Raw genomic sequence first — 3,801 nt, 5'->3', positions numbered from 1 at the left:
CGATGGCACCACAGACTGGGGCCAATTTGGTCAACGTAAAGATGACGGCCGTTACCAATGGGTAGTTAAAAAAGGCCACGATAAACAAGGCGTAATACGCACGTTTAGTTGGCCGAATGACTTAATAGCAGCGCAGCCGCTATTGTTAAGTGACCGAACAGGGGATGGTGTGAAAGAAGTTTCAATGTTTGGTAAAAACGACAGTGGCAAAATGTTCTTACGTGTAAACGACGGACGCTTAGCCAATACCCGCATAGCAAATTACAGCTGGCCAGCGGTATGGTCAAATGAGCGGGTAATGGAGCTAGGTGACTTAAATAGTGACGGCACACAGGAAGTGGCGTTATTAGGTGTTAATGTCAATTCAGGTAAATACCAGCTTGTTATAAAAGATGGACAAGCACTAACTGAGTACGGACGTATAACGCTAGAAGGCGACTGGGCTGATTTAGCCATTACCTCATACGATGTAAATAGCGACGGCCAAGCAGACATAATAGTAAATAGTGTTGATGCGGTTAGTTTAGCCCGTACAACAAATATTTATAGCGGAAGTAGCTTAGAGTTAATGAATAGTACGCAATACTAAAATATAAAACTCAAATGTAATTTAAAAGCCATGGTTTGCACCGTGGCTTTTTTGTATGTTATTGAAAGTGTTTTTTAACTGTTTTATCTATGTTAAAAATATGTAGCTGGGAGTTGATTGTGATAAACTGCGAGTTAATCTGAAAAGGAATTTTATATGTTCAAAATTTTTACTGTTTTGTTAGCGACACTGGCTTTGCTTTTGTTGTTTCCCGTGCATGCAAAAACACCTTTATGGGCATTAACGTCGCAAAGTGAGGCTTTAACAACTGCAAAGTTAGAAGTAACTTCCGAAGTACAGCATTTACGCAACAGTGCTGATTTTATCTCTTTAAATAAATCGTTATTAAATAATTTAGCTGTAGGTGATGAAGTTTTATTACCTATTAATGAAGCGCTTTATAATGTCACGTTTACCAAATCTAATAGAAATAATAATAATAGCGTAACTTGGTACGGCGTAATTGTTAAAGATGATGAATCATTACCGGTAATAATAACAAGTGGAGGTGATAATTTTTTTGTTAGAGCTGTAACCCCGACTGGAACATATGTAGTGTCAGGTCATAAGGGCCAGGGACGACTATTAAATGAGCCAGTGTTAAATGAGGTTATTGAATCTGAAAAAGATGATTTTTTACGCCCTCAAGATTCTAAAGAGTACAAAAAACAGCAAGAAATAAAAAAGAGTATTGAGTTACAACAAGCAAAAAGCTTCCCTGCATCAAGCTCTAATTTACAGCGTTTACTTGAAAATGAACCTGCAAACCCTAAAAACACTATCTCTGTAAATAGTATTGAAGATACAGCTATTACTAATATTGATATTCTAGTTTTGTATACTCCAGATGTTGTTACGCTTTATTCAGGCGATCCCCTTACACGCATATATCACTTAATTGCAGTAACTAATCAGATATATATAGATAGCGGTGTTTATATTCATATAAATGCTTTAGCTATTGATTTAATTGATTACACCGAAAACGTTTTTTCGGGCGTTGCTTTACATGCTCTTAGTTTTCAGACAAGTGCAGCTTTTGCAGATATTCCTAACCGAAGGTATGAGCTTGGTGCTGATATGGTTGTATTGATGCGCCCTTACGTAAATGGCGATAGTGCTTGTGGTGTTGCGTGGATTAACGGTTTTGATGGTAGTGTTAAATATTCCCAAGATTATATGTTTAGCCACACAAGTATTGATTGTAGTGACCACGTTATGGCCCATGAGCTAGGTCATAATATGGGGTTGGCACATTCGCGTAGGCAAGATGGAATTGGTGCTACTTTTCCATTTGCATTAGGTTACGGAGTGGATTATGAATTTACTACTGTGATGGGCTATCCCGGAGTATTTAGTGCGGGCACAGTATATAAATTTTCTAGCCCTGATTTAGATTGCGATGGTTTACCATGTGGTGTTGAAAAAAGTGATATAGATAGTGGCGCTGATGCTGTTTTTGCTCTTAATGCTGTAAAATCAGAGATTGGAGGCTTTTATGAATCAAATGTTGATTTGGTATTATTTGACGATGCTGTAAACCAAGTTGTGGATTTAAACTTACAACAATGTATTCGAAATGATAGCCTAGGTTATACGTATGCCGCAGAACTTAAAAGCCTACATTGTGGTGGTTCAGCTGTTAGTCGTGTTGGCGGGCTCAATGCGTTTACCGAATTAGAGTCTTTGGTGTTATACGATAATGAGATAGCTGATTTATCGGATATCAGCTTGTTAAGTAAGCTCGAAAATCTTGATATAAGCTCTAATAGTATTAGCGAAATCCCTGATCTTAAAAGTTTGAAATATTTATATGCCAATGACAATAATATTTCAGATATTAGCAACTTTGATCAGTTACCCTCTTTAAATATAGTTAACCTTAGTTTTAATACTATTAGTGATATTTCGGCTTTATCTGCTTTAAAATATTTGAATACACTGAATCTTAGTTTTAATTCTGTTGAAGATATTTCTGCTCTAGTAGGTGCGACATCTCTTGTAGAACTTTATCTGGATAATAATAAAATAAGTTCAATTCCTGTACTAATGGATATGCCAAATTTAATCACTTTCTATATTAATAATAATAATATTTCTGATATATCAGCTTTATCATCTTTTAAATCTTTATTATATTTAAATATTGCTGCTAACAGTGTGAACGATATTAACGCTTTAGCTGATGTTGAAAATTTAAAATATTTGTGGGCATATCTTAATGAAATTAGTGATATTAAAGCACTCGAAAAGCTAGATTCGTTAAGTAGTATTGCTCTTGAGTATAATAATGTTTTTGATATTACGCCTATTTTAAAAAATAAAGACCACGTTGAGTATTTTTATATTTACGAAAATAATGATATTCCTTGTTGGCAGATTGATTATGCTAAACAACACTTTTTTTCGCTAGGGGCCCCAGATACATGTAGTTTTGATACTGAAAATGATGATTACGATAACGATGGTATTTCGAATGCTATAGAGATCGAGTTAGCACTTGATCCTTTAGAATCATCTGATGCTATGTTAGATAGCGATAACGACGGGCTTACTAATATAGAAGAGGTATTATTAGGTACTAATATATATGATCCAGATTCAGACGGCGATGGATTAATAGATAGTGAAGAAGTCGATTTAGGTAGTGATCCATTAGACCCCCTTAGTAAAACCGCACCGCAGAGTTTTGTAATTCTCTTTAGTGACATAAATGGCGATGGTGTAGTTGATTGGCTTAAATACTCGTTGGTTAATGGTAGCACTGAGTTTAACGTACTTGATGGCCGTGACTTTACAGAGTTAAGAAATTTTGAGCTTAGTTATTCGCTTGATTCAATAAGTGTTGAACTACTGGGCGACCGTAATAACGACGGTATAAAAGAGCTGGGCTTATTTGGCTTTAATGCTGATGTAGGACGTTACCAGCTAGTAGTTTATAACGGTTACACAGGGCAAAGCATGGGGACATGGAACTGGCCTGAAACGTTAAAAGATGTAGAGTTTAAACTACTAGATGATTTAACTTTAGATGGCGTGCAAGAGTACGCGATAACGGGTATTCATTTAACTAACGGCACTAAGCAGCTGTTTGTAAAAGACGGTGTGAGTAAACAAACCTATAAAACGTTTAAATGGACAAACCAGTGGTTAGACGCGCAAATAGTACAAATGAGCGATGTAACTAACGATGGCGTACCAGAAGTTGCGTT

General features: G+C 36.1%; 2 protein-coding genes. Both read left to right on the top strand.

Annotated features, from left to right (window positions below; genetic code table 11):
• Nucleotides 1–589 (top strand): VCBS repeat-containing protein (locus H5092_RS20320; protein ID WP_182734855.1); only part of this gene is annotated, 589 nt, incomplete at its 5' end.
• 156 nt (nt 590–745) lie between these two features.
• Nucleotides 746–3,801, top strand: a 3,056-nt coding sequence (locus H5092_RS20315; protein WP_182734852.1) for a leucine-rich repeat domain-containing protein, incomplete at its 3' end; no start/stop codon positions are given.

The sequence above is a fragment of the Pseudoalteromonas sp. SR41-7 genome (genome assembly GCF_014163935.1).
In the GTDB taxonomy this organism is placed as follows: Bacteria; Pseudomonadota; Gammaproteobacteria; order Enterobacterales; family Alteromonadaceae; genus Pseudoalteromonas; species Pseudoalteromonas distincta.
The sequence above is the reverse complement of the archived record's forward strand: the minus strand, read 5'-3'. Positions and strand labels throughout refer to the sequence as shown.